The organism is Methylobacterium sp. 37f, assembly GCF_023093475.1.
Lineage (GTDB): Bacteria > Pseudomonadota > Alphaproteobacteria > Rhizobiales > Beijerinckiaceae > Methylobacterium.
In genome coordinates, this window is record NZ_JAGHKN010000012.1 from 1 (window position 1) to 23,556 (window position 23,556).

Below are 23,556 nucleotides of genomic sequence, written 5' to 3' on the forward strand. Positions count from 1 at the left end.
ACTGCGTCCAGGACGCGAATGCGCAGATCGTGACTGTAGGCACGGGCCATGGCGATCTCCCTGACGAACCTTCAGGGATCAACGCTCACCTCGCCGCAACGACTCAGGGATCGTGGAAAACGCTCTAAGTCCGCTTCAATGCATCCGCTGTTCGGAAGCGGACTGGCAAAAATCCACCCGTCCCGGACGCAGAACGCCGCCGCACCATGTCGCCTGCAAGCGGATGTTCCGGGCATCTCCAAAGGGTCGCAAACGGACGGGACCGAGCGTCAAGCTCTGACCACGAGCGCTTACGACCGCCCGCACCTCACGCCGCAGCCGGTGGCTCCGGGGCCTCGGGCTCTTCCGGCGAGTTCAGGATGTCCTCCAGCTCGTCCACCAGCATGTCGATCTGCTCGGAGGTGGCCAGGACCTTGAGGGTCTGGCCGGACTCGGTGGCCAGCGCCAGCTCGATCCCGCTGCCTGAGCGGGCGGCCAGGATGCGGGCGAGTTTCTGCGTCGTGCTCATGCGCGGGGTCTCTCTCCGGGGTTCCAGGATGGATGGGCGGCCAGCAGCGCCACCGCCACGGCGGGGCCGCAGGTGGAGGCCCAGTCGGCGCCGGCCTCGGCGAGGTTTTCGGCGATCAGGTCGGTGAAGGCGACCGCCGGCCGGCCGAGGCGCGCGGCCAGGCGCTCGGCGAGGAAGCGGCCGGCGCCGCAGACCACCAGGGGCGCATCGGCCGGGAGGTCGGGCCGCGACAGCAGCAGGGCGGCCGCATCGTGCAGCAGCCGCATCTGGCTCTCGGAGAAATGCGCCGCCAGGGCGCGCCAGTCGGCGGCGCTGCCCTCGCGATGGTCGCGGCCGACGATGCGGGCCAGCCGGGTCTCGCTCTCGGGGAGCGACTTGCCCTTCAGGTCGACGCTGTGCTGCTGGTCGGCCCCCTCCGGCAGGTCGCCGAGGATGCGGTAGATGTCGGCGGTGGTGGCGAAGGTCTCGGCCATCAGCCGGGTGCGGCGGCCCTGGAACGGAGCGTGGTCGGACAGAGCGACGAGGTGCGAGCGGACCACGCCCGTATAGACGAGTTCGCCCGTCTCCAGGCGCTCGGCATCGCTGTAGCCGGTCGCCGCCGGCTGGCCGCTCACGATGGGGATCAGGTCGGCGGTGGTGGAGCCGATATCGACCAGGAGGGCGTCGGCGAGGTGGTGTCCGATCAGGGCCGCCGTGGCGTGCCAGTTCGCCGAGGCGATGGCGGCGGCGTGCGCCGGAGCCATATCCGGATCGAGCAGCCCGGCGCGGCCGCCGTAGATCCGCACCGCGCCCGGAAGGGTCCGCCCGGCCCAGCCGGCGAGCTGCGTCACCCCGTCCTGCCGGTCGGCGAAGCAGTCGGTGAGTTCCCCCGTCATGGTGACGACGTGGTGGGCCTCGGCCCGGGCCCAATCGGGCAATTGCGCGAACGTCTCGTCGAGGGCCGGCAACCCGCGCCAGAGCCGGCAGGGCGCCTGCACCACGGTCTCGACGCCGCCGTTGCGAACCAAAGCTGCCTTGACATGGACCCCGCCGAGATCCCAGCCGATCACCGGCGTGTCAGGGGATGGAGTCTGTGGTGTCACGGGCGGGCCTGAACATCGGAGGAAGCCGGATGGCGGACGAATTCGAGATCATTCCGGTGATCGATCTGCGCCACGGAGCGGTGGTGCGGGCACGGGCCGGGGACCGCGACTCCTATGCCCCGATCAGGACGCCCTTGGCAAAGGGGTCGGCGCCGGCGGACGTCGCCCGCGGGCTGCTGGGGGCGGTGCCGGCCCGCATCCTCTACGTGGCCGACCTCGACGCGATCGTCGATGGTGCGGCGCCCGACATCGCGAGCCTTTCCGCCATCGCGGCCGCCTGCCCGGGCACAACCCTGTGGGTCGATGCGGGATTTTCGCGACCGGCCGGGGTCGAGGCCTTCCTGGCGGCCCATCTCGGCCGGCCGGTGATCGGCAGCGAGAGCCAGGCCGATGCGGATCTTGTTCGGACGCTCGGTGACCGGGCGGTGTTCTCCCTCGACACGCGCGGCGGCGAGCGGCTCGGCCCGGCGGCCCTGCACGACGCGCCGGCGCATTGGCCGCGCGACGTGATCGTGATGACCCTGGGGCGGATCGGCATCGGGGCCGGACCGGACCTCGACCGGCTCGCGGCCCTGGCGGCTTCGAATCCTTCGACGCGTCTCTACGCGGCGGGCGGGGTGCGGGGCTGGGCCGACGTGGCCGCCTTGAAGGCGCACGGCATCGCCGGAGCCCTGATCGCCTCGGCGATCCACGACGGCGCCCTGCGCGGGCCTACAAGGCTCTGAGGCACCGGACAAAAAAGAGGGGCGGCCCGAAGGCCGCCCCGTCTCATGTTCATCGTCCGAGGAAGATGGAAGCCAGTCGCTGGAGCAGGCCCCGCGGTGCGGGCGGAGGCGCGCTCTGCCCAGGACTGCCCCCGATCTAAGCGTTCGACGCGAAGGGGTGCGACGCGGAGTTGCGCTGCTCGGTGACGACGGCAGCGGTGGGCTCGCCCTTGACGGCGCGCTCGATGGAGAGCTTCACGGCGTCGTAGTTGTACTTCTGGATCTTGGCGTCGTCGGCCGCTTCCCAGTGAATGAACACGCCGACCAGGATGAACAGGTCGTCGGCCTCATCGGCGGGAATCGTGCCCTCGGCCACGCAATCCTGAACGGCCTTGGCAACGCCGTGCTGAGCAGGGCCGAACATCTGGACGGCCTGACGGGCGTCGTTGATGGTGACCTTGTTGAACATCAGGGTGTTGGGCTTGCAGGGCAGGTTCGGCGCGATGACCGCGAGCAGGCTGGTGAAGCCGTGCTTGTTGTTCACGAGGCCGTTGCAGAAAGCGGCCTCGGCCGGCGAACCGCGCGGTCCGATGATCAGATCGATGTGGGCGACTTCGTTGCCATCGCCGACGAGGGCTTCGCCGACCATAACCTTGTTGATCTTCGCCATGTGGGGTTTCTCCCAAAGTCTTGAAAAGACGTGGCCGCTCCCGAGCTCAGGGGGCGGCCGGCAGCTATCCTTGTTCACGGCGTCCAGTCCATCGAGGGACCGGACCGGTTAGCCCGGATCGCGGCGCGGACCCTACTCTGGGGTCTGGCCGGGAACAACCCTATGCGGACGGTGCAGGCCGGCAATTTATTCGTGTCCGGACGGAACCTTCGCATGAGGTTAGGAAAACCGGCGATCCGCGTCGGCTTTCTCGGCATCGTTTCCGGACGCGGCCGTCGCGTCCGCTTCGCCCAGCCCGCCGAGGAGCCGCGCCAGGAACAGCGTGGCCACGGTGAAGTCCGCACTGGTGCCGGGGTTGAGGCGCGCGGCCTTCCAGGCCGTGTCCTGCGCCAGCAGGACCGTCACCGGCGCTTGCGAGAGGTCGAGTGACAGCAGAGCCTCGGCCTCGATCCGCAGGGCTTCCGCCCGCTCGGGGCCGTGCTTGCGCGCCACGTGGCTGTCGGGCACCTGGGCCAGATAGGCCAGGAACAGGGCCGTCGTGCTCCAGGGCGGCGCCAGACCACGCGCTGCGGCGCTCGTCAGGGCCGGCAGGCCGATGGCGAAGAGATCGGCGAACCCGGTGACGTAGGCGCGCGCGATGGCGTCCCGCGGCGCGGCTTCCGCCATGGCGGCCCGCAGCGAGAGGGGGACCGCCGGATCGGTGACGTCGTGGCGCTCGGCCCGGCCGAGGCCGCCCGGGTTGGCCCGGCGAATCGCCGCGAAGACGTCGCGCGCGTCCTGTTCGTCGAAGCCGTCGAGTTCCGCCTGAAGCGCTAAGCGCAGCGGGCGACCGGTCTCCGCCGCCTTCGCCAGGGGCGCGCACAGCAGCAGGATGCCCAGGTTGGTGTTCTGGCCGACGCGCTCCATCGTCGCCTCGACGGCCCGGAGCACGCGCCGGCCGACCGGGGCGCCGGCATCCGTCAGGTGCGGCGCCGAGATCTCGGCGCTCGCCACGAAATCCGCCACCGCCATCCGGTGGCCGTCGGCGAAGGCGTGGACGTTGCCGGGCTTCAGGGCGTCGAGTTCGTCGCGGCAGCTCGCCCGATAGGCCTCCGCGATCGTGCCCGGATCGAGCCCGCTCATCCCAGGGCCGATACGAGGCGGGGCGGATGCGCCGCCCGCACCGCGTTGAGGAAGCCGCGCGCCACGGCGAGCGCGATGTCGACCTCGGTGACCCGCTGCAGCCCCGACCAGGCCGGCATCGAGTTCACCTCGAGCACGAGGTAGCCGCCCGCCCCATCCTCGACGAGGTCGATGCCGGTGTAGTCGACGCCGACCGCCGCCGCCGCGCGCTCGGCCAGTTCGGCCGCGGCCTCCGGCATCGCCCAGGGCAGCGGCCGGCCTCCGCGATGGACGTTGGTGATCCAGCCGTCGCCCTCGCGAATCATGCCCGCGATGGCGCGGCCCTCGCAGACGAAGACCCGGTAGTCGCGCCACAGCCCGTCGGTGCGGGCGATGTAGCGCTGGAGATAGTAGACCCGGGACACCGCCTCCTCGTCCGGCAGGTCCTCCGGACGCTCGATGAGCTGGAGCCCCTCCCCCTGCGAGCCGAACAGCGGCTTCAGCACCAGGGGTCGGCCCGGCCCCGCCTCCCGTGCCACCAACTCGGCGGCGGCCTCGCGCCGGGAGACCACGAAGGTCTCGGGGGTCGGCAGGCCGGCGCGATCGATGAGCAGGCTGGTCATCGCCTTGTCGACCGAGCGCTCGATGGCGCCGGGGGAATTCCACAGCGTGGTGCCGGTGGCAGCCAGCGCGTGCAGGACGCCGAGGCGCAGGGTGGTCGCCTCGAAGGTGCCGCCCGCGATGGTGCGCAGGAGGACGCCGTCCGGCAGGGTCTGGAAACCCGGCACGCGCAGGGGCTCGGGGCCCCCGGTCACCACCGCGACGTCCGCCAGGGAGAACAGCACCGGCTCGGCGCCGAGCTGTTCGAGGGCGGCCTTCAAGCGCGCCTTGTGCCAGTTGCCGTTATCGGCCGCGAGCCCGATCCGCATTGTTCTTCGTAAACCTCGACGTCGATCCCGTCTCCTCACCGCCGGAGACGGTGGCCCGTCAGGCGGGTCGGGCCGGGACTAAATCCCGCGAGAGGGGTGGGCCAGATTCGGAGAGGCCTTGGCCCCTCTCCCGGTCGCTCCGCGACCACCCTCCCCCGCAAAGGGGGAGGGTTCATGCATCGGCGCTTTACCGGAACGACGCCTCGACCAGCTCCGGCATCAGCTTGCCACCGCGAAAACTCTTGCCGGTGGTGACCGAGGTGACGATGACTTCGGCGGGGCTGAAGAGGGCGCCGTCGATCTTGTAGAAGTCGCCGTTGACCCGGGAGAAGATGTCGGCGAAGGGCGCGCCGTGGTCGGCGGAATTCGACGACGGGATCTGCTCGGCGAGCTGCTGGGCATCGGCCTCGTCGGCTTCGACGAAGAGCTGCACCCGGCCGCCGTAGATGATGGCGTCGTTGGTGCGGCCCATGGCCTGGATGAAATCCGGGTGCGGCGGCGAGAGCGGGGCGGTGCCGATGCCGTCCACGATCTTGTGCAGATCGAAGCCGACCGTGTGGGCCTTGTGCAGGGCGACTTCGAGCACGCGGGCGACGACCTGGGTCGAGCCGGCCAGGCTCTGGGTCGGGGCGTAGATGAAGGTGAGCTGCTCAGGCGCCAGGCCGGTGGCCTCGGCCACCTTGGCGATGACGGAGGCCGGCGGGCCGCCGGCGGCTTCCAGCACCAGGGCGGTCTGCTTCGCGGAATCCTTGTAGCCGAGCTCGCCGTAGAGGTCCTCCACCACCGCGACGGCGCGGCCGGGGCCGGAGCCGAGGGCGAAGAAGCCCGAATCCCCGGTCTCGTCGGCCAGCGACCAGCCGGCATACTGGCTGCCGAGGCAGGCGATGACCGGATCGGCGGCGTGCACGATGACCGAATAGGGCCAGGACGCGATCGGGCCGGAGGGCGCGATCGAGACGGTGCCGAGGCCGCCGAGGCAGATCTCGGCGATGCGGCGGCCGGCCTCGATGGAGCCGCGCACGGTGGCGCCGGCATCGACCATGCGGGCGCCGTTCTCGGTGGTCACGGACAGGCGCAGGGCCTCGGCATCGGCGACCAGCCGCTCCACCAGGGGAGCGGTCAGAGCGTTGACGCTCGGAAACGGGAATTTCGCGCCGCTCGGGCTCGTGGTCATGGGTGTCCCTCCGTCAGGGCGAGCTGGGTCCGCAATTCGGCGGCCCGGCCTCGCAACATCGCTCTCGTGGCGGCCGAGTCCGGCCCTGTGGCGAACAGGGTGCACAGGGGCGCGTGGCGCGCCACCGTGGTGCCGGGTCTTGGGCGGTCGCGCACGAAATCCGGCCAGGTGATCGGCGGTATCGGCGCGTAGCCGCTGGCCGCGTAGCAGATTTCGGACGCCGCCGCATCCACCGGTGCGGGTTCGGGATCGCCAAGGTGGCCGAGGCTCGCGGCGATATGCAGGCCGAGCAGGGGTGTCGCGCGCCGGTCGAGCACGTCGAGGGTCGCCCCCGGGCGCGGATTGATCTCGGTCAGCCACCAGGCCTCGCCGTCGACGAGGCAGTCGGCGCTGGCGAGGCCCGTGAGGCCGGTCGCCGCCGCGAGGCGGGTCACGCCCGCGACGATGTCCGCCTGCAGGCGGGGCTCGAGGATCGGCGCCTCGTGGCGGCCGCGCTCCAGGGCGCCGGCATAGCGGAAGGGATGCAGGGGAGACGGGGCGCACCATTGCTCGGTGACGCCCACCACCCGGACGGCGCCGCCGGCCGCCAGGACCGAGATTGCGACGGCGCGGCCCGGCACCCGGGCCTGAAAATAGGCACCGGGCGGCGCTGCACCGGCGGTCGCCCGGCGGATATGGGTGCCGCCCGAGCCCCCGGCCCGCTTGAGGAGCCAGGCGGACCGGTCCGGCACGGGGTCGCGGGTGACGGCCGGGTGCGGCACGCCGTGCGCCCGGCACAGGGCCGCGAAGGCGAGCGGGTCCTTCAGCGCACCGACGCAATCCGGGCCGGCGCCGAGGAGAAGGTAGCGACCCGCGATGGCCCGCATCAGTGCGGGCGCCGCCTCGAAGCCGCTGCCCAGCACGATGCCGAGGGGCTTGTCCGATCCGAGGGACGCGAGTTCGTCCAAGCGGGCGACGAGGGCATCACCCGCGAGCCCGGCCCCGAAGCGGCCCTCGGCCTGGCGGTAGCCCTCGGCGAGCGCCTGCGTGTCGGCATCGCCGAACAGGTCGAGGACGAGGGGCCGCAGACCCGCCCGCCGGGCCGCCTGGGCCAGGGCCCGGCCGGACTGGGCCGCGATGAGGAGGGTCCGTCCGGCACCCGGCTCCGATTGGGCCGCTCTCAGCCCGCCACCTCGACGGCCAGCGTGTAGGCATCGCGAAAATCGAGGCAGAGGGGCTCGTCGGCGTCGAGCATGCGGCGGAACAGGCGGGATTCGGTCTGGTACTTGACGTTGCCGACCGCCAGCGCGCCGATGCCGACACCGCGGCCCGTGGGCAGCGGCACGTCGACGGCGTTGACGTCGATGCCGGCGATGCCCGCCGGCGGCACGGCGTTGACGTCCGAGGCCACGAGCAGGTTCGGGGCGGATTCGAGATCCTCCGCCGTCAGGATCGGGATGCCGGCCGGGCCGGCCGACAGGATGACGTCGGCCTTGCCGATCGCGGCGCGTCGGGCGGCGACGGTGGAGCCGTCCACGGCCTCGACCTCGACGCCGAAGCGCCACCGCATGGTGTTGGCGATCTTGCTGACACGCTCCTCGCCGTCATGGCCGACGATCACCGCGTTGGCGCCGTGGAGGGCGCCGATCACGGCGGCGACATAGGCGACGACGCCGGCACCGCCGAAGATCACGATGCGCTTGCCCTCGAGGCCGGTGTCGAACTTCGATTTCAGGGCGCGGGTCACCTCGGCCACCATCGCGGCACCGGTGGTGAAGGAGCCGGCGGGGTCGGCGAAGATGTGGTTGGCGAAGGGCGGCACCAGGGCTTTCTTGGCCCGGTCGACCATGTCGAGGGCGTCCTCGGCGTTCTTGCCACCGATGAAGATGCCGGTGCGGACGCCGTCCTGCGGGCTGCGCGAGAAGATCGAGTCCTGAACCAGGGTCGTCACGTCCGCGAGCGTGGCGTTGGTGTAGGTCGCGATCGTCTCGAAGCCCGCATCCGCCGCCATGTTCACGTCGAACGGGCTCATATGCTTCAGGGGCGTGATCATGTGCAGGATCGAGCGGGCCATCGTCGGACTCCCTTCATGCTGTGACGCGGCCCGATCGTGCGCCGAGGCGTCGAATTGTCAAAGGCGACCCGGTCCGGGTGCCCCGAAGCTTCGGTTTAGCGGGCTTCGTCTTAAAGCGTCGTCACCGACGCGCCGGTGTTGCGCCCGCGGGCGATCAGGAATTTCAGGGGACCGGGCCGCTCCAGCCGGGCCACGAGGGCGCGCGCCTCGGCCTCCGAGGGCATCAGGGCGAAGCCGGTCGGCCCCCATGAGCTCTGGCCGTAGCCGGCCACGCCCTCCGCCGCGATCGCCGCGAGGGCTTCGGCCACGGCGGGGCTGGCGAAGCGTCCCCCCTGGTGCGGGGCGAAATGGTCGCCGATCAGCTGCTGGATCCGGGTGATGCCGGACCCGAACCCAAGCGGTTCGGCGGTGACGGCCGCCGGCAGCACCTGCATCAGCACGATGCGGCAGATCTCGGCGGCCTGGGCCTCCGGAAAGCGCGGCAAATCGCGGAACGCCGCGACCTCGCGGCTGCCGTGGACGCCGGTCATGCCGGTGTCGAGGATCAGCACGACGCGCCAGGCCTCCGGGTAGGCCAGCCGGGCGATCACCGGGGGCGGGTTGCCCTCGGGGTCGCGCCCGCCGTCGACGATGAGGCCGCCCTGGGTGAAGGCCGCAAGGCCGACGCCCGACCGGTTGCCCCGGTCGAGGGCGTCGGCGAAATCCTCCGGCGCGAAGGGGCGCCCGGCGAGGCCGGCGAGCGCCGCCGCGACGCTGAGCGCGAGCTGCGTGCCCGAGCCGAAGCCCGCATGGGCGGGAATGGCGGAGTCGATGGTGAGCGCGGCGTGACCGGGGATGCCGAGATGCGTCGCCGCCGCCAGGGCGTAGGCCGCCGCACGGCGCGATTCCGGCCCGGTGACGTCGAGGCGGTCGCTCGGCCGCGCCGTGAGGTCCACGGCGGGGGCGTCGAGGGCGAGGCCGATGCTGCCGAAGCGCCGGCCGAGGCCGCCATGCAGGTCGAGAAACCCGAAATGCAGACGGGCCGGGGCATGGACGCGCAGGCCGGCAGCGGCTGCGCCCGGTCCGCTCGTCGGGCGCATCACGTCGAGTCCCTCCATCGTGACACGTCCCTGTCCCACGCGGTCCTGTCCCATCCGACCTCGTGCCTCGGATCACTCGGCGAGCCATGACGCTTCCGCCAAGACTCCTCCGCCACGACTCTTCCGCCACGACTCCTCGGTCACGACCCCTCGGTGATGACCCCGGGCCGCGACCCTTGCGCCCGGCGGCTTCTCCCACGGAGCGGCGACCCGTCGCAAGCGCATCGGTCAAATCTTCCGGCGCGGCGCCGGGACCCTGATTCGCCCGAAGGGGTCCGGGGGGGTTGCCTGGAAAGCGGCCGCGATGCAAACGTGCCGCCCCAACGACATGGACTGGCTCAGTCCCGCCGTGCGCGACGCCGAACACGGCGCGCGCCGGGCCCTCGATTTTCCAAGGTGCAACGCATGGCGGCCTGGGTGAAGGGTGGTGCGACGGACGCGGACGCGGCGGTGGAGGCCGCCGCCACGCTCCTCGCTTCAGCGCAGAATGCTGTCCTGGCGGGGCTCTGCGCCGAGTTGAGCGCGGTGCGCGCCGCGTACCACCTCGCCGACGCCCTCGGCGCCTCCGTCGATCCCGTAGCCGGCCCGAGCCTCTATGCCGAACTCGGAGCCCTCAGCCACACCGGGGCCATGACGACGACGCCGGCCGAGACGGTCGGCCGGGCCGATGCGGTCCTCATCGTGGGCAACGCCCCCTGGGACCGTCCCATCGTGCAGGACATCGCCGGCACGCAGGCGACGCGGGGCCGCGCCGCCGGCGCCGAACGGGTGATCCTGTCCCTGGGTGGTCCGCGCAACGGCGCCACCCGGCACGTGGCCTACCCGGCGGAGGCCGGCGGCCTCGCCGTCTCGGTGGCGCACCTGCGCGCCTTCCTCAAGGGCAACCTCGCCGGCGAGGCGGCCTATGCCGATCTGGCCCGGCGCCTCGCCGCCGCTCAGTACGGCGTCGTCCTGTACGACCCGGCCGAGATCGGCGAACTCGGCGTCGAGATGCTCCAGGGCATGATCAAGGATCTCAACGAGGTCACGCGTTTCTTCGGCCTGCCCCTGGCCGATCCGTTCCAGGGTCGCGCCCTGCTGCAGCTCGCCGCCTGGACCACCGGCCAGGCCCCCCGCGTCGGGTTCGGCCGTCATGTGCCGGAGCACGATCCCTGGCGCTTCGACAGCGCCCGCCAGATCGCCGCCGGCGAGGCCGATGCGGCCCTGTGGCTCGCCTCCCTGCCCGCCCCGCGCCCCGACTGGCTCGGCACCCTGCCCAGCGTCGCCATCGTGGGCGTCGGCAGCCCGGAGGCCGGCGGCGACGTCGCCGACGTGGTCTTCGCCGTGGGCGTCCCCGGTGAGAGCGCCGGCGGAACCCTATGGGACGAGCGCCGGGCGGCGATCACCTATGCGCCGGCACCCGGCCCGACGGCCGAACTGAGCGCGGCCGGCATCCTCACCGCCATTCACGAACGCCTCATGCAGAAGAAGGCCGCCGCATGCTGATCCGGATTCACGGAGGCCGGGTCGTCGACCCGACGGCCGGCCGCGACGCGGTCGGCGAGGTCTGGATCGAGAACGGGCGCGTGGTGCCCGCCTCGGACCGTGCGCCCGACCGCACCATCGACGCCACCGGCTGCGTGGTGATGGCCGGCGGCGTCGAGGTTCATTCGCACATCGCCGGCGGCAACGTGGTGATGAGCCGCCTGCTGCTGCCCGAGCTCTACGCCAGCGAGGCCGCGCCCGAGGGTCATCCGTTCGCGCATGCGGGCGGCTCGGCCGCCTGGATCGGCGCGAACTACGCCCGGATGGGCTACACCCTCGCGGTCGAGCCGGCGATGCCGCCCGCCAACGCCCTGGCGACCCAGCTCGAACTCGCCGACATCCCGCTCCTCGATCGCGGCGCCCTGACGGTGATGGGCAACGACGACCACCTGCTCCAGCTCCTGCGGGAGCGTGAGGGCAAGGCCGCGGTGCGCGATCTCGTTGCCCTCTCGGTGGCGACTTCGCGCGGCCTCGGCGTGAAGTGCATCAACGCGGGCGGCGCCTCGGCCTTCAAGGACGGGATGCTGAAGCTCAGCCTCGACGACGAGATCCCGGTCTACGGCCTGTCGACGCGCAAGATCATGGGCGCCCTCCTCGACGCGGTCGAGGAGATCGGCGTGCCGCACCCGCTGCACGTCCACTGTAACAATCTCGGCATCCCGGGCGCGGACGAGTCGTTCGTCGCGACCCTGGAGGCGGCGGAAGGGCGGCGCATCCACTTCGCCCACGCCCAGTTCTACGGCTACGGCGTCGCCGACCCCGAGAATCCGCTGACCGGCGGCTTCCGCTCGGCGGCCGAGCGCATCACCGAGGCGATGGAGGCGCATCCCAACGCGACCTACGACGTCGGCCAGGTCGCTTTTGGCCAGACCGTGACGATCTCGCTGGACATCCTGCGCCAGTTCGCCGGCCGCAAGGGCGCCAACCCGAAGAAGTGGATCGTCAACGCGGGGGATGCGGAGGGCGGTGGCGTGGTGCCGTTCCTGTATAAGCCGCGCGGCCCCGTGAGCTCCCTGCAATGGGCGATCGGCCTCGAGCTGATGCTGCTGTCCAAGGAGCCGGAGCGCACCATCCTGACCACCGACCACCCTAACGGTGGCCCGTTCACCGATTACCCGCGCATCATCCACTTCCTGATGGACAAGGAGGAGCGCGACCGCGAGATCGCCGGCCTGCACAAGGTCATTGCCGAGCGCTCCGGCCTCTGTGCCATCGAGCGCGAGTACAGCTTCTCCGAGATCGCCCAGCTGACGCGCTCGGGGCCGGCCAAGCTGCTCGGGCTCGCCGATCGCGGCCACCTGCGCGAGGGCGCCCGGGCCGACGTCGCGATCTACCGCGACGACCCGAACCGCACCGCCATGTTCGCCCGCGCCAAGCTGGTGCTCAAGGACGGCGAGACCATCGTGGAGGACGGCGAGGTGGTGGCCTGGCGCTCCGGCCGCACCCTCGAACTCGCCGTCGAGTCCGACAAGGCGATGGTGGCCCGCTCCGAAACCTATCTGCAGGACCGTTTCGGCACGGGCCTGAAGAGCTTCGCGGTGCCGGACGAGGCCTTCCCGAAACCGGACGTGTTCGCGGAGGTCGCATGTCGGTCATGAACGAAATCGGATGTGCGCTCCGCGCAACGCGTGAGGACCGGTGACTGAGATGACGGACCTCACCCTCAACGGCATTCCGGTGATCGACACCTTCGCGGAGGCGTTCGACGTCGCCGGAACGGCGATCATCATCACCAACGACACGGCCAAGTGGGCGATGATCGCCGCCACCGTGATGACGGGCTTTGCCACCTCGGTGATCGGCTGCGGCGCCGAGGCCGGAATCGACTGCGAGCTGTCTCCGGAGGAAACCCCGGACGGGCGCCCCGGCGTGCGCGTGCTGCTGTTTGGCTTCGAGCCGAACGGCCTCAAGGACCAGCTCCTCAAGCGCGTCGGCCAGTGCATCCTCACCTGCCCGGGCACCGCCTGCTACGCCGGCGTGGAAGGCCCGACGAAGATCAAGCTCGGGGGCGCGATCCGCTATTTCGGCGACGGCTTCGCGGTGGCCAAGCGCCTGACCGACCCGGTCACCGGCAAGGCCCGCCGCTACTGGCGCATCCCCGTCATGGACGGCGAGTTCCTGTGCGAGGACTTCGTCCGCGCGGTGGACGGCGCGGTCGGCGGCGGCAACCTGCTGTTCCTCGGGCGCAAGCACGCCGACACCCTCAAGGTCGCCGAGATCGCGGTCGAGGCCGCCCGTTCGGTTTCGGGCGCGATCCTGCCTTTCCCGGGCGGCATCGTCCGCTCCGGCTCGAAGGTGGGCGCCCGCACCAAGGGCATGATGGCCTCGACCAACGATGCCTACTGCCCGACCCTCAAGGGCCGGGCCGGCACCGAACTCTCGGCCGAGGTCGGCGTCGTGCTGGAGATCGTCATCGACGCGCTGACCTCCGATGCGGTGGCGGAATCGATGCGCGCGGCCCTGCATGCGGCCACTGAAGTCGGTGCGGCGCACGGGCTGGTGGCCGTCACGGCCGGTAATTACGGCGGCAATCTCGGCCGCCACCATTATCACCTGAAGAACCTGCTCTCGAAGGAGCCGGGCAGCGAGGCTGGAGCGGCATGAGCACCCTCACCCTGCGCCAGGAGCCGCCGGAGCGGCTCGACTTCCTGCACGTCAATCCGCTGGCGCTCAGCGGCCTGACCGAGGCCGAGGCGGCCAGGCTCCCCGTCGGCACCGGCCGGCGCGGCCTGACCCTGGGCGACTGCTTCACGCTCGCCCTCGACGGCTCGGACGAACTCGTCATCGAGGGGGGCTCGTCGCGCCTCGACCGGGTCGGCGCGTCGCTGAGCGGCGGTTCCATCCGCGTCACCGGCGATGTCGGACAGCGCCTCGGCGAAGGCATGAGCAGCGGCTCGGTGACGGTGACCGGTTCGGCCGGCCCCTTCGCGGGTTCGGGCGCCACCGGCGGTACGATTACCATCGAGGGCGATGCCGGCGACCATGCCGGCGGTGCGGTCTACGCCGCCAAGGCCGGTCTCGACGGTGCCACCCTGGTGATCCGCGGCAGCGCCGGCGACTATCTCGGCGACCGCATGCGGCGCGGACTCATCCTGGTCGGCCGGGCGGGCGCCCATGCGGGCGCGCGGATGATCGCCGGCACCATCGCGGCGACGAGTCTCGGCGATCATCCGGGCTTCGGCATGCGCAGGGGCACCATCCTGACCGGCGCGGTCGGGGCGCTCAGCCCCAGCTTCGTCGAGACCGGCTCGCACGATCTCGTGTTCCTGCGCCTCCTCGCCCGCGCCCTGCGGCCCCTCAGCCCCGCCCATGCGGATCTCGCCGCCGGAGCCCTGACGCGCTACTCGGGGGATCTCGCGACCCTCGGCAAGGGCGAGCTCTGGGTGATGGCCTGAGGCCGTCGCCGGCCGTCCGGGCTCGCCTGCCGGGGCGGCCCGGCGGAATGCGCCGATCCCCTCGCCCTCGGTTGAGCCGGGGGCGATCCGGGACCAATCGCCATCCGGACTTGCACAATCCTCCCGATCGGTCGATTTTCTGCCACCGCGGGCGGCAGCATAGTGCCGGCGTTCCGCGTTTCCGCAGCGCGAACCCGGCCTCCCGATGCTCATTCTGCTCTCGATCTGCCTCCTGTCGCAGCCCTCGCAGTGCCGCGAGGACAAGATCGACCTGTCGTTCGAAGCGCGCAGTCCGAACATCTGCCTGCGCAACTCCCAGAGCGCCATCGCCAAGTGGCAGGCGGACCATCCCGAATGGCAGGTGACCAAGTGGCGCTGTGCCGTCCGGGGCAGCCAGCCGCGCGACCTCTGACCGGGACGCCCTCGCTTCCCGCATCTCCTGTCCGCGCCGGGACGCTTCCACTGGATGACGCTCCCACACGGTAGCGCTTGCAACGGAGCCGACCCTGAGCCTACAGAGCCTGCATCCGCGATGTTGTTCGCAAGATCGCCGGAGCAGACGGGATGATCAGGTAAGCACGGATGGCAGTGCAGTCCTGGTGAGGCCCGGGGAATCATCTCGGGACGATTTGGCAAAGCGGTTCGGTAAGACGATCGGGTAGGACGATGTCGGCACCACCATGCGCTCGCTGAAGGTCCGATTCGCCCTGCTGCTCGGGGGCACCGCGCTCCTCGTCGTCCTGGCGGCCATCGGCGTCCTCGCCTCGATCAGCGCCGCCGAGCGCACCATCGACCGGACGCTGGCGGCGCAGGGGCGCCTGGAACTCCTGGTCGAACTCTCCGGCCGCATGACCCAGTACGGGCTCGCCGCCCTGGAGGCGGTGAGCAACCCGGACGCGCAGCCGGAGGGACTCGCGGTGGCGCGCGCCAATGTGGACCGCGCCCTGGTGGCGGTCGACGAAGCCCTGGGGCGCAGCATCGCGGCGAGCGACGATCCCCTCGACCGGACCCAGTATGCCGCCCGCACCCGGCCCCTGGCCCAGCTGCGCGCGGCGCGCGCCGTGCTCGACCGGCAGGTGACGCAGGTGCTGCGCCAGTCCGAGGATGAATCCCGCCGGGCGGCGATCCGGGGTGCCCTCAACGGCTTCGGGGCCATGACGGGCCAGCCCCTCTCTTTCCTGATCGAGGTCGAGCGCCGCTCGATGATCGCCGGCTCCGACGCGGCGCGCGCCCTGTCCGGTACCCTGCGGATCGCCTCCCTCGCCGCCGTGGCGGGGGCCCTCGCCCTCGTGCTGCTGCTCTACCGGGCGGTGACCCGGCCGGTGCTGGCCCGGATCGAGGCGGTGCGCCGCGCCGCCAGCGCGGTCGGGCGCGGCGAACTCGACACCCGCCTGTCGGTGGCGACCCGGGACGAGCTCGGCCTGCTGGTGGCGAACTTCAACCGCATGGCCGCCCGTCTGGCCCGGCGCGAGGGCCGGCTCGCGGCGGACCGGGCCTCGCTCGAGGACACCGTTGCGGCCCGTACGCTCGACCTGCGCGCGGCCAATGCCCGCCTGGAGGCGGTGGACCGTTCGCGCCGGCGCTTCTTCGCCGATGTCAGCCATGAGCTGCGCACGCCCCTCACGGTGATCCTGGGCGAGTGCGACATCGCCGCCCGCTCGGCCGGGCGTCAGGTCGATTTCGGTCCGGTCTTCGCCACCATCCGCAAGCGGGCCCTGCGTCTGCAGCGCCGCGTCGAGGATCTGCTGCGGGTCGCCCGCTCGGAATCCGGCCAGATCGAACTGGACCGGCGCCCGGTCGCCGTCGCGGCGATCCTGTCCGACGCCGTCGACGGCATGGCGTCGGAGGCCGCGCGCCGGCGCGTGGCGCTGAGTCTGGCCCCCTCCGGCCACGACCCCAGGCTGCTCGCCGACCGGGAGTGGCTGCGCCAGGTGATCGAGAGCCTGATCGACAACGCCCTGCGCCACGCCACCGGGCTCACCCACGTGACCGTGGCGCTGGCGGCGGTGGAGGGATTGCGCGGCGTGGTGACGATCACGGATGACGGGCCGGGCTTCCCCGATCTCGGCGATGGGCTGTTCGAGCGCTTCCGCCGCGAGAGCCCGTCGGGCGAAACGGGGTTCGGCATCGGTCTGGCCCTGGCGCGCTGGGTGGTGGAGCGCCATGATGGGTCGATCCACCTGCGCAGCGGACCCGACGGCCGGGGCGCTCAGGTCGCCCTCGAATTGCCGGTCATGGACTCCGCCGTGACCGAATCCGATCCCGGGACGCAGCATCAGGACGGCCCGGACCGGGTCGGAAAGGAGACCGCGGCATGACGCGCGTATTGATCGTGGAGGATGACAGCGACATCCGCGCCATGCTGGCCCGGGGACTCGAGGCCGAGGGCTTCTCGGTCGGCGTCGCCGGCTGCGTCGACGACGCCCTGGCGGCGGCTCGGGCCGATTCACCCGAAGCCGTGGTGCTCGACATCACCTTGCCGGACGGGTCGGGCCACGATGTCTGCCGCTCGCTGCGCGAAGGCGGCTATCCGGGACCGATTCTCTTCCTCTCGGCGCGCGACGAGGTCCGCGACCGGGCCGAGGGGCTGGCGCTCGGCGCCGACGACTACATCGTGAAGCCCTTCGTCTTCGACGAATTGCTGGCCCGGCTCCAGACCCATCTCCTGCGCCGCAAGGCGTCGGAGGAGCCGCGCACCATCGTGACGGCCGGGAAGCTCGTCCTCGACCTCAACATCCGGCAGGTCGGATTCCTGGATGCGACGGCGCGCCTCACCCCCCGCGAGGCGGAACTGCTCGCCCTGCTCATGGACAACGCCAACCATCCGGTGACGCGGGGCGACATCTTCGACAAGCTCTGGGCCGGCCAGGGCGGCCTGTCGCTGAATGTCGTCGATGTCTACGTGGGTTACCTGCGCACGAAGCTCTCCGACTTCGTCCGCCTCGGCGGTCCGGTCATCGTCACCGTCCGGGGACGGGGCTTCATGCTGGACCTGAAAGGTCAGGATTTCCGGCACTGAGGCCGGATTTCCGGCACCGAGGTGGCACCCCGCGTTAACGTCGGCCGCGGATTCGCAGGGGTTGATGGGAGAAACCGGCAATTTAGCGCTTGAACTGCCGAGCCAAATTGTCGATATCACTCCGGCGACAGAAACCACTGCGCCGTCAGTGTCTTACGATCTTCTTATGGGATCGGGATGCTGCTGACGTTCAGAAGAAACCTTCAGGAGAAACACCATGACCTGGGCTGCCCCCATCGTTTCCGAGATCTGCGTCGGCATGGAAGTCACCAGCTACGAGTCCGCCGAGATCGACACCTTCAACTGATCTCTCGCAACTGAGATTCGTTGAACCCGAGGGTTCTTGAGGCAGCGTCGGTTTCCCCATGCATGTCCTGATCCTCGGTTCGGCCGCGGGCGGCGGCCTTCCCCAGTGGAATTGCCGCTGCCCGATCTGCGCCCTTGCCCGTGAGGACGCCACCCGCGTCAGGCCGCGGACCCAGTCGAGCATCGCCGTCTCCCCCGATGGGGAACGCTGGCTCCTGGTGAACGCCTCCCCGGATATCCGCCAGCAATTGTTCGACAATCCCGCAATGCATCCGCGCGAAGGCCTGCGCCATTCGCCGATCCACGCGGTTCTGCTGACCAACGGCGACGTCGACCACGTCGCCGGGCTGCTGACGCTGCGCGAGGGGCAGCCCTTCACGCTCTACGGCACCGCCGGCATCCTCGACTCGGTCAAGGCCAACCGGGTCTTCGACGTGATGGCCTCGGGCGTGGTCGCACGCGAACCGATCGCCCTCGACCGCAGTTTCGAGCCGGTGCCCGGCCTGACGGTGACGCTGTTCGCCGTGCCCGGCAAGGTGCCGCTCTGGCTCGAGGACGAGACCCTGGAACTTGGCGCCGAGACCGAGACCACCGTGGGGGCGATGATCGAATCGAACGGGCGCCGCCTCGCCTACATCCCCGGCTGTGCCCGCGTCACCGAGGGGCTGAAGGCCCGGATCGGCGGTGTCGAGGCCTTGCTGTTCGATGGAACCGTTCTCCTCGACGACGACATGATCCGGGCCGGTGTCGGCACCAAGACCGGGTGGCGCATGGGCCACGTGCCCATGACCGGCGAGGGCGGTTCCATCGCGGCGCTCGCCGATGTGGCCATCGGGCGCCGGGTCTTCGTTCACATCAACAACACCAACCCGGTGCTGGTGGAAGGCTCGGACGAGCGCCGCCGGGTCGAGGCCGAGGGCTGGACCGTGGCCCATGACGGTTTGACGCTCGACCTTTCGTGACGCGTCCGGCTGGCAATTTAGTGCCGGGACCATACATTGTGTCCGATTGAATTGCGTGATCTGAGCCGATCCCTTCACGGCTCGGTCCGCAAAGGATAAGAAAAGTTCCTAAAACCGACCCCGCAGATCCGCGAGCCACGCCATGACCGCGCCCTTTCCGACCCCGAAGACCGACGAGGCGCAGCGCCTGCTCTCGCCTGAGGAATTGGAGGCGGCGCTTCGCGACATCGGCGCGCGCCGCTACCACAACCTGCACCCGTTTCATCGCCTGCTGCACGGTGGCAAGCTGAACAAGGATCAGGTCCGGGCCTGGGCGCTCAACCGCTACTATTACCAGGCGATGATCCCGGTGAAGGACGCCGCCGTGCTGGCTCGCATGACCGACGCGTCCCTGCGCCGGGTCTGGCGCCAGCGCATCGTCGATCATGACGGCGATGCGCCCGGCGATGGCGGCATCGAACGTTGGCTGAAGCTCGCCGAGGGCGTCGGCTTCGCACGCGACTACGTGGAATCCACGCAAGGGATCCTGTCGGCGACCCGCTTCTCGGTCGACGCCTACGTGCATTTCGTGAAGGAGCGTTCGCTGCTGGAGGCCATCGCCTCGTCGCTGACCGAGATGTTCTCGCCGACCATCATCTCCGAGCGCGTCGCCGGGATGCTGAAGAACTACGATTTCATCACCAAGGACACGCTGGCCTATTTCGACAAGCGTCTGACCCAGGCGCCGCGGGATGCCGACTTTGCCATCGCGTATGTCAAGGAGCACGCCACCACGCCGGCGTTGCAGCGTCAGGCGATGGACGCCCTGACCTTCAAGTGCAACGTACTGTGGACTCAGCTCGACGCCCTGTACTTCGCCTACGTCGCCCCCGGCATGATTCCGCCGGATGCCTGGACGCCGGGCGCCGGCCTGGTGCCGGAGCGGGCGATCTCTCAGGCGGCCGGCACCGGCACGATCACGGCCCACGACGTGCCGCGCCTGCCGCGCGGCGTGCGCCTGCGCCATGACGCCGTGCGCGATCAGTACGTCCTGCTGGCGCCCGAGCGAACCTTCGACCTCGACGCCAACGCGGTGGCGGTTCTCGAACTGGTCGACGGCCAGCGCAGCGTGCGCGACATCGCCACCCTGCTCGGCGAGAAGTTCACGGCGGACCCCGCCGTGATCGAGGCCGACATCCTCGTGATGCTGAACGATCTGGCCACGAAACGGGTTCTGGAGCGATGAACGCGATCACGCCGAACGTCCCCACTCTGCCCGCACCGGTCGGGCTCCTGGCGGAGCTCACCCATCGCTGCCCCCTGCGCTGTCCCTATTGCTCGAATCCGCTCGAACTCGATCGGCGTTCGGGCGAACTCGACACCGCCACGTGGCAGCGGGTGCTGACGGAAGCGGCGGGCCTCGGCGTGCTCCATGTCCATCTCTCCGGCGGCGAGCCGACGGCCCGCAACGACATCGTCGAGATCACCCAGACCTGCGCCAAGCTCGGGCTCTACTCCAACCTCATCACCTCCGGCGTCGGCGGCGCGCTCGCCAAGCTCGACGCCTTGTATGACGTAGGTCTGGACCACGTGCAGCTCTCGGTTCAGGGCGTCGATGCCGCCAACGCCGAGAAGATCGGCGGCCTCAAGAACGCCCAGCCGCAGAAATTCGCCTTCGCCGAGCGGGTGACTCACCTCGGCCTGCCGCTGACGCTGAATTCGGTGATCCACCGGGGCAACATTCATGAGGTCGAGGGCTTCATCGACCTCGCGGTCAAGCTCGGGGCCAAGCGCCTGGAGGTCGCCCACACCCAGTATTACGGCTGGGCCTACGTGAACCGTGCCGCCCTGATGCCGAACAAGGCCGAGGTCGATCGCTCGATTCGGATCGTCGAGGCCGCTCGCGAGCGCCTCAAGGGGCAGCTCGTCATCGATCTGGTGGTGCCGGACTACTACGCGAAATACCCCAAGGCCTGCGCCGGCGGCTGGGGCCGCAAGCTCATGAACGTGACGCCGCAGGGTAAGGTGCTGCCGTGCCACGCGGCCGAGACGATCCCGAACCTCGAATTCTGGTACGTGTCCGATCATTCGCTCGGAGATATCTGGGCGCATTCGCCGGCTTTCACGGCCTATCGGGGTACGGGCTGGATGCAGGAGCCCTGCCGCTCCTGCGACCGGCGGGAGAAGGATTGGGGCGGCTGCCGCTGCCAGGCCCTGGCACTCGCCGGGGATGCGGCGGCGACCGACCCGGCCTGCTCGCTCTCGCCTCTCCACGCCAAGGTGCGGGACCTCGCCGTCGAAGAGGCGGCCGAGACCCCGCCCGATTACGTCTACCGGACCATCGGCAGTAACGTGCAGCCCAATGTGCGTACGCCGCTGAATGAGGAAGCGCCGCTTTGAAGCCCGTCACACTTGCCGCGTTGCTGATGCTCGCAGGCGCACCCGCCCTCGCCCAGACCGCGCCGGCCACGCCCGCGAGCCCCGAGGTGCCTGCCGTCACCAAGACCAACACCACGACGGCGCCCAATGCCTCGGACCTGCTCTTCGAGCAGCCGCAGATGAAGAATGTCCCGCCCGGAACGAGCCTGACCTACACCTACCTGCGCCGCAGCGGCATTTCGAAGGGGCCGTTCGGACCGCCCCTCGACGATACCATCAAGCTCGGCATCGAGCCGGGCAACGCCGCCGAGAACCGCAACATCCGGGTGCAGATGTTCTCCGGAGCCAACCGTTTCCCGGCCGGCCCGTTCGAGGACATGCCGGGCAACCCGGTGATGACGCTCTTCCTCGAGCATCACCTGATGGATCTCGCCCGCGTGCTGATGGCCAACCCGCGCTACATCAAGAACGCGATCCGCAAGGGCCTGCGCGACAACGCCACCGTGACGCCGACGCAGGTCGACTATAAAGGCCGGAAGGTGGACGCTTGGCGCATCACGACCCAGCCCTTCGTCGGCGACAAGATGAAGGAGCGTATGCGTGGCTTCGAGAACCTGACCTATACCTTCGTCACGTCCGACGCGGTCCCGGGCGAGTTGGTCTCGATCGAAGCCTCGTCCAAGAACGCCGAGGGCGGCGAACTCCTGCAAGAGAACCTGACCTATGATCAGAACGCTGGTTAAGCTCTCCCGCGGCGTGGCCGCCGGGGCCTGCGCCGTCGCGTTCCTGGCCGGACCTTTGGCCGCCGCCGAGCTCGAGAACGACTATCCCACCGAGGCGCGCGCCGATTACATCTTCGGTTGCATGGCCGCCAACGGGCAGTCCCGCGAATCCCTGTCGCGCTGCTCCTGCTCCCTCGATGCCCTCGCGTCGCTGCTGTCCTACGACAAGTACGTCCAGGCCAGCACGGTGCTGTCGCTGCGCCAGGGCATCGGCCAGCGCACCACCCAGTTCAAATCGACGAAGGTGTTCGACGACCAGGTCGCCGACCTGCGCCGTGCCCAGGCCGAGGCCGAGATCCGCTGTTATCGCGGCGGGACCTGACGGACGCACGGTGCCGCCCGCACGGGCTGGAATTTCGGCCCCTGCGGGTCGGCGCGTCGAGAGAAACCGGGATGGTGCCCCAGCGTCTCGGGGTGCCGCCCGTGGTTGTCGACAATGAAGGATCGTCCCGAGAGGCGTACGCTCCAGTAACGGTCGGCGTAACCCGATGTTGGCCCCACGTATGCGCCGCAACGCCCTCAGACGTCCGGGGTCGCGGCAAGAGCCGAAGACCGGAGTGACGGAGCGCCGTGGTCCGCGATCGACTGCCTCCGGCGTTGCTCCGGCCTCGCATTGCGTTCAAAGACAGCGGCATCCCGGTCGATCGTGCGGCGTGCCCGCCCCGGCCGCTCCGACCGTGAGAGTCCCGTGCCCCCAGATCTGCCGGCTTCGCTGACGACGCTCCTGCCCGATCTCGGGCGGCGGGTGCTCGTGATGGGCATCCTCAACGTCACACCCGATTCGTTTTCCGATGGCGGTCGGTTCGCGGACCTCGATCCCGCGCGCGCTCAAGCCGAGGCACTTGTGGCGGAGGGAGCGGCCCTGGTCGATATCGGCGGAGAATCCACCCGCCCCGGCCACGTGCCGGTCTCGGCCGAGGAGGAGCAGGCCCGCATCCTCCCGGTGATCCGCGATCTCGCCCCGCGCCTGCCGGTGCCGATTTCCATCGATACCTACAAGGCCTCGACGGCGCGCGTGGCGCTGGAGGCCGGCGCCCGCATCGTCAACGACGTCTGGGGCCTGCAACGGGAGCCCGACATCGCCCGGGTTGCGGCTGATCACGGCGCGCCCGTGATGGTGATGCACAACCGCGAGAGCATCGACGCGTCGATCGACATCGTGGCCGACATGCTGCGGTTTTTCGAACGCTCGCTGACGATCGCCCGGGCGGCCGGCATTCCGGACCGCGACATCGTGCTCGATCCCGGCATCGGATTCGGCAAGAGCTGGGAGCAGCATCTCGAAGCCCTTCGGCGCCTGCCCGAGATCGTTGCCCTGGGCTACCCGGTCCTCGTCGGGGTCTCGCGCAAGTCGCTGCTCGGGCGCCTGCACGATGCCGAGACCCGCCCGGTGGACCGGCTGTTCGGCTCCATCGGCAGCCACGTCCTGGCGGCGACGCTCGGGGCACAGATCGTGCGCGTCCACGATGTGCGACCCCATGTCGATGCCCTTCGGGTGGTCGATGCCGTGCTTCGGAGGCCCGCATGAGCGACCGCATCCTCGTCACCCGCATCGCGGTCTTCGCCTATCATGGTCTCCTGGCCGAGGAGGCCCGCCTCGGTCAGCGCTTCTACATCTCCCTCGATTGCCGGCTCGATCTCTCTCCCGCCGGCCGGTCCGACGACGTCGCCCGGACCGTGAGCTATGCCGATCTCACCGAGATCGTCACCCGCATCGCCACCGAGCGGCGCTTCGCCCTGATCGAGGCGCTGGCCGAGGCGATTGCCGAAGACATCTTGGGCCAGCACCCGGCCATCACCGAAGTTCGGGTGCGGGTGGACAAGCCGAGCGCTCCCGTGCCGGCGGTGATCGAGGGCGTCGCCATCGAGATCGTCCGAACGCGGGCGGGCGGCCGATGACGGCCGCGGAC

At 70.4% G+C, this 23,556-nt stretch carries 25 protein-coding genes; 16 read left to right on the forward strand and 9 right to left on the reverse strand.

Translation table 11 applies throughout. The features are described from left to right. Window positions 1-307: 307 nt before the first annotated feature. Window positions 308-508, reverse strand: coding sequence for a hypothetical protein (locus J7U37_RS10145; RefSeq protein ID WP_056183735.1), 201 nt, complete (start codon window positions 506-508; stop codon window positions 308-310). Then, window positions 505-1,557: a hydantoinase/oxoprolinase family protein gene (locus tag J7U37_RS10150; RefSeq protein WP_247635638.1), complete on the reverse strand. Its 1,053-nt coding sequence runs from the start codon at window positions 1,555-1,557 to the stop codon at window positions 505-507. The genes J7U37_RS10145 and J7U37_RS10150 overlap by 4 nt, the downstream gene beginning before the upstream one ends. A 62-nt stretch (window positions 1,558-1,619) precedes the next feature. On the opposite strand from J7U37_RS10150, the gene J7U37_RS10155 reads away from it, so the two are divergent. Beyond that, window positions 1,620-2,315 carry a HisA/HisF-related TIM barrel protein gene (locus J7U37_RS10155; protein ID WP_247635639.1) on the forward strand — a complete coding sequence of 232 codons (696 nt, stop codon included), beginning with the start codon at window positions 1,620-1,622 and terminating at the stop codon, window positions 2,313-2,315. A gap of 136 nt (window positions 2,316-2,451) precedes the next feature. Here the strand turns inward: J7U37_RS10155 and fae are convergent, their stop codons facing one another. The 7 genes from fae to J7U37_RS10190 all read right to left on the reverse strand — a co-directional run bounded on the left by fae (window position 2,452) and on the right by J7U37_RS10190 (window position 9,300). Beyond that, window positions 2,452-2,964, reverse strand: a complete 513-nt coding sequence (fae, locus tag J7U37_RS10160; protein WP_056183739.1) for a formaldehyde-activating enzyme — start codon at window positions 2,962-2,964, stop codon at window positions 2,452-2,454. Window positions 2,965-3,183: 219 nt separating this feature from the next. Next, the gene (locus J7U37_RS10165; protein ID WP_247635640.1) at window positions 3,184-4,086 is read right to left on the reverse strand and encodes a triphosphoribosyl-dephospho-CoA synthase; all 903 of its coding nucleotides are present in this window, start codon (window positions 4,084-4,086) and stop codon (window positions 3,184-3,186) included. Further along, a complete protein-coding gene (locus J7U37_RS10170) occupies window positions 4,083-4,994 on the reverse strand; it encodes a RimK family alpha-L-glutamate ligase (protein ID WP_056183742.1) in 912 nt (303 codons plus the stop codon). The genes J7U37_RS10165 and J7U37_RS10170 overlap by 4 nt, the downstream gene beginning before the upstream one ends. A 187-nt stretch (window positions 4,995-5,181) precedes the next feature. Further along, window positions 5,182-6,168, reverse strand: a complete 987-nt coding sequence (gene mch / locus J7U37_RS10175; RefSeq protein WP_247635641.1) for a methenyltetrahydromethanopterin cyclohydrolase — start codon at window positions 6,166-6,168, stop codon at window positions 5,182-5,184. Next, the gene (locus J7U37_RS10180) at window positions 6,165-7,115 is read right to left on the reverse strand and encodes an ATP-grasp domain-containing protein (protein WP_348772987.1); all 951 of its coding nucleotides are present in this window, start codon (window positions 7,113-7,115) and stop codon (window positions 6,165-6,167) included. Before J7U37_RS10180 ends, mch begins: the two co-directional genes overlap by 4 nt. 212 nt (window positions 7,116-7,327) lie before the next feature. Continuing rightward, window positions 7,328-8,221: an NAD(P)-dependent methylenetetrahydromethanopterin dehydrogenase gene (locus J7U37_RS10185; RefSeq protein ID WP_056482610.1), complete on the reverse strand. Its 894-nt coding sequence runs from the start codon at window positions 8,219-8,221 to the stop codon at window positions 7,328-7,330. 110 nt (window positions 8,222-8,331) lie between these two features. Next, window positions 8,332-9,300 (reverse strand): beta-ribofuranosylaminobenzene 5'-phosphate synthase family protein, encoded by a 969-nt coding sequence (locus J7U37_RS10190; protein WP_156376060.1) that lies wholly within the window; start codon window positions 9,298-9,300, stop codon window positions 8,332-8,334. 405 nt (window positions 9,301-9,705) lie between these two features. Here J7U37_RS10190 and J7U37_RS10195 point away from each other — a divergent pair, with 405 nt between their 5' ends. From J7U37_RS10195 to folB, 15 genes are all read left to right on the forward strand, one after another. Next, the gene (locus J7U37_RS10195; protein ID WP_056183750.1) at window positions 9,706-10,785 is read left to right on the forward strand and encodes a hypothetical protein; all 1,080 of its coding nucleotides are present in this window, start codon (window positions 9,706-9,708) and stop codon (window positions 10,783-10,785) included. Next, complete coding sequence (locus J7U37_RS10200) at window positions 10,779-12,422, forward strand: formylmethanofuran dehydrogenase subunit A (RefSeq protein ID WP_056183751.1); 1,644 nt, start codon at window positions 10,779-10,781, stop codon at window positions 12,420-12,422. The genes J7U37_RS10195 and J7U37_RS10200 overlap by 7 nt, the downstream gene beginning before the upstream one ends. A gap of 49 nt (window positions 12,423-12,471) precedes the next feature. Then, window positions 12,472-13,428 (forward strand): formylmethanofuran--tetrahydromethanopterin N-formyltransferase, encoded by a 957-nt coding sequence (gene fhcD, locus J7U37_RS10205; protein WP_056482598.1) that lies wholly within the window; start codon window positions 12,472-12,474, stop codon window positions 13,426-13,428. Continuing rightward, a complete protein-coding gene (locus J7U37_RS10210; protein WP_247635642.1) occupies window positions 13,425-14,219 on the forward strand; it encodes a formylmethanofuran dehydrogenase subunit C in 795 nt (264 codons plus the stop codon). Before fhcD ends, J7U37_RS10210 begins: the two co-directional genes overlap by 4 nt. A gap of 205 nt (window positions 14,220-14,424) precedes the next feature. Then, window positions 14,425-14,631, forward strand: a complete 207-nt coding sequence (locus tag J7U37_RS10215; protein ID WP_056183757.1) for a hypothetical protein — start codon at window positions 14,425-14,427, stop codon at window positions 14,629-14,631. Window positions 14,632-14,899: 268 nt separating this feature from the next. After that, window positions 14,900-16,537 carry a HAMP domain-containing sensor histidine kinase gene (locus J7U37_RS10220; RefSeq protein WP_247635643.1) on the forward strand — a complete coding sequence of 546 codons (1,638 nt, stop codon included), beginning with the start codon at window positions 14,900-14,902 and terminating at the stop codon, window positions 16,535-16,537. After that, window positions 16,534-17,238: a response regulator transcription factor gene (locus tag J7U37_RS10225; RefSeq protein WP_056183761.1), complete on the forward strand. Its 705-nt coding sequence runs from the start codon at window positions 16,534-16,536 to the stop codon at window positions 17,236-17,238. The genes J7U37_RS10220 and J7U37_RS10225 overlap by 4 nt, the downstream gene beginning before the upstream one ends. Window positions 17,239-17,455: 217 nt before the next feature. Further along, window positions 17,456-17,545 carry a pyrroloquinoline quinone precursor peptide PqqA gene (gene pqqA, locus J7U37_RS10230; protein ID WP_055889187.1) on the forward strand — a complete coding sequence of 30 codons (90 nt, stop codon included), beginning with the start codon at window positions 17,456-17,458 and terminating at the stop codon, window positions 17,543-17,545. Window positions 17,546-17,603: 58 nt separating this feature from the next. After that, window positions 17,604-18,506 carry a pyrroloquinoline quinone biosynthesis protein PqqB gene (gene pqqB, locus J7U37_RS10235; protein WP_247635644.1) on the forward strand — a complete coding sequence of 301 codons (903 nt, stop codon included), beginning with the start codon at window positions 17,604-17,606 and terminating at the stop codon, window positions 18,504-18,506. Window positions 18,507-18,648: 142 nt separating this feature from the next. Further along, the gene (gene pqqC, locus J7U37_RS10240; RefSeq protein ID WP_247635645.1) at window positions 18,649-19,731 is read left to right on the forward strand and encodes a pyrroloquinoline-quinone synthase PqqC; all 1,083 of its coding nucleotides are present in this window, start codon (window positions 18,649-18,651) and stop codon (window positions 19,729-19,731) included. Beyond that, window positions 19,728-20,885 carry a pyrroloquinoline quinone biosynthesis protein PqqE gene (gene pqqE / locus J7U37_RS10245; RefSeq protein WP_247635646.1) on the forward strand — a complete coding sequence of 386 codons (1,158 nt, stop codon included), beginning with the start codon at window positions 19,728-19,730 and terminating at the stop codon, window positions 20,883-20,885. Before pqqC ends, pqqE begins: the two co-directional genes overlap by 4 nt. Further along, a complete protein-coding gene (locus J7U37_RS10250; RefSeq protein ID WP_056482580.1) occupies window positions 20,882-21,607 on the forward strand; it encodes a hypothetical protein in 726 nt (241 codons plus the stop codon). Before pqqE ends, J7U37_RS10250 begins: the two co-directional genes overlap by 4 nt. Continuing rightward, window positions 21,588-21,968 carry a hypothetical protein gene (locus J7U37_RS10255; protein ID WP_056183771.1) on the forward strand — a complete coding sequence of 127 codons (381 nt, stop codon included), beginning with the start codon at window positions 21,588-21,590 and terminating at the stop codon, window positions 21,966-21,968. Before J7U37_RS10250 ends, J7U37_RS10255 begins: the two co-directional genes overlap by 20 nt. 432 nt (window positions 21,969-22,400) lie before the next feature. After that, window positions 22,401-23,174, forward strand: a complete 774-nt coding sequence (folP, locus tag J7U37_RS10260; RefSeq protein WP_156376059.1) for a dihydropteroate synthase — start codon at window positions 22,401-22,403, stop codon at window positions 23,172-23,174. Further along, window positions 23,171-23,545 carry a dihydroneopterin aldolase gene (gene folB / locus J7U37_RS10265; RefSeq protein WP_056183776.1) on the forward strand — a complete coding sequence of 125 codons (375 nt, stop codon included), beginning with the start codon at window positions 23,171-23,173 and terminating at the stop codon, window positions 23,543-23,545. The genes folP and folB overlap by 4 nt, the downstream gene beginning before the upstream one ends. Window positions 23,546-23,556 lie beyond the last annotated feature (11 nt).

Coding starts and splice junctions, on each gene's coding strand:
- J7U37_RS10145 (WP_056183735.1), bottom strand. CDS start 508: ATGAGCACGACGCAGAAACTCGCCCGCATCCTGGCCGCCCGCTCAGGC.
- J7U37_RS10155 (WP_247635639.1), top strand. CDS start 1,620: ATGGCGGACGAATTCGAGATCATTCCGGTGATCGATCTGCGCCACGGA.
- fae (WP_056183739.1), bottom strand. CDS start 2,964: ATGGCGAAGATCAACAAGGTTATGGTCGGCGAAGCCCTCGTCGGCGAT.
- J7U37_RS10165 (WP_247635640.1), bottom strand. CDS start 4,086: ATGAGCGGGCTCGATCCGGGCACGATCGCGGAGGCCTATCGGGCGAGC.
- J7U37_RS10170 (WP_056183742.1), bottom strand. CDS start 4,994: ATGCGGATCGGGCTCGCGGCCGATAACGGCAACTGGCACAAGGCGCGC.
- mch (WP_247635641.1), bottom strand. CDS start 6,168: ATGACCACGAGCCCGAGCGGCGCGAAATTCCCGTTTCCGAGCGTCAAC.
- J7U37_RS10185 (WP_056482610.1), bottom strand. CDS start 8,221: ATGGCCCGCTCGATCCTGCACATGATCACGCCCCTGAAGCATATGAGC.
- J7U37_RS10190 (WP_156376060.1), bottom strand. CDS start 9,300: ATGCGCCCGACGAGCGGACCGGGCGCAGCCGCTGCCGGCCTGCGCGTC.
- J7U37_RS10195 (WP_056183750.1), top strand. CDS start 9,706: ATGGCGGCCTGGGTGAAGGGTGGTGCGACGGACGCGGACGCGGCGGTG.
- J7U37_RS10200 (WP_056183751.1), top strand. CDS start 10,779: ATGCTGATCCGGATTCACGGAGGCCGGGTCGTCGACCCGACGGCCGGC.
- fhcD (WP_056482598.1), top strand. CDS start 12,472: ATGACGGACCTCACCCTCAACGGCATTCCGGTGATCGACACCTTCGCG.
- J7U37_RS10210 (WP_247635642.1), top strand. CDS start 13,425: ATGAGCACCCTCACCCTGCGCCAGGAGCCGCCGGAGCGGCTCGACTTC.
- J7U37_RS10215 (WP_056183757.1), top strand. CDS start 14,425: ATGCTCATTCTGCTCTCGATCTGCCTCCTGTCGCAGCCCTCGCAGTGC.
- J7U37_RS10220 (WP_247635643.1), top strand. CDS start 14,900: ATGCGCTCGCTGAAGGTCCGATTCGCCCTGCTGCTCGGGGGCACCGCG.
- J7U37_RS10225 (WP_056183761.1), top strand. CDS start 16,534: ATGACGCGCGTATTGATCGTGGAGGATGACAGCGACATCCGCGCCATG.
- pqqA (WP_055889187.1), top strand. CDS start 17,456: ATGACCTGGGCTGCCCCCATCGTTTCCGAGATCTGCGTCGGCATGGAA.
- pqqB (WP_247635644.1), top strand. CDS start 17,604: ATGCATGTCCTGATCCTCGGTTCGGCCGCGGGCGGCGGCCTTCCCCAG.
- pqqC (WP_247635645.1), top strand. CDS start 18,649: ATGACCGCGCCCTTTCCGACCCCGAAGACCGACGAGGCGCAGCGCCTG.
- pqqE (WP_247635646.1), top strand. CDS start 19,728: ATGAACGCGATCACGCCGAACGTCCCCACTCTGCCCGCACCGGTCGGG.
- J7U37_RS10255 (WP_056183771.1), top strand. CDS start 21,588: ATGATCAGAACGCTGGTTAAGCTCTCCCGCGGCGTGGCCGCCGGGGCC.
- folP (WP_156376059.1), top strand. CDS start 22,401: ATGGGCATCCTCAACGTCACACCCGATTCGTTTTCCGATGGCGGTCGG.
- folB (WP_056183776.1), top strand. CDS start 23,171: ATGAGCGACCGCATCCTCGTCACCCGCATCGCGGTCTTCGCCTATCAT.